A 695-nucleotide genomic window follows, 5' to 3' on the forward strand; every position below is an offset into this window, starting at 1 on the left:
CCGTGCGCATGCCCTGGGAGGTCCGGCCGAACTCGCACTTCACGGCCCTCTTCGAGGTGCAGGTGCTGGTCATGGCCCTGTCCGGGATGACCGTGGCGGCCATCGCGTCGCGGGTGCGGGAGGGCGACGCCCGCGTCTGGGCGCTCCTGCGCCGTGCCGTCGCCGAGGCGAGGGGGTCGGCCGACTACTCCGCCGTCGAGCGCGTCGGCATCGACGGCACCGCGAGGAGGCGCGGCCAGAGCTACATAAGCACCATGGTGGACCTCGACGCCCGGCGGGTCGTCGCCGTCACCGAGGGCAGGGACAGGGGGTCGGTCGGCAGGCTCTGCGACCAGCTGGAGGAGCGCGGCGGCGACCGCTCCCGCGTGCTCGAGGTCACCAGGGACATGGCCGAGGCGTACTCGCTCGGCGTCGCGTCCGAGATGCCCCAGGCGGCCCAGACCGTCGACCGCTCCCGCGTGATGCAGCTCTTCTCGAGGGCCACAGACCGGGTGAGGTGCCGCGAGAGGCGCGAGTCCGAGGAGAAGAGGGCCATGCTCGCCGGCACGAAGTACGTCTGGCTCAAGCGCGAGTCCAACCTCACGGGGAGGCAGCTCGCGAAGAGGGCCGAGCTCGACCCGGCGCGCTCGCGCCCGAGGACCGCGAGGGCATGCCAGATGGCCGAGGCGATGCGCGACGTCTACGGGCTCCCCGGC

General features: G+C 73.1%; 1 protein-coding gene. It reads left to right on the forward strand.

The window, feature by feature from the left end:
• Positions 1–695: transposase (locus HMPREF1316_RS03435; protein ID WP_040651212.1), on the forward strand; the 695-nt coding region annotated here is incomplete at both ends.

It is taken from the genome of Olsenella profusa F0195, from assembly GCF_000468755.1.
In the GTDB taxonomy this organism is placed as follows: Bacteria; Actinomycetota; Coriobacteriia; order Coriobacteriales; family Atopobiaceae; genus Olsenella_F; species Olsenella_F profusa.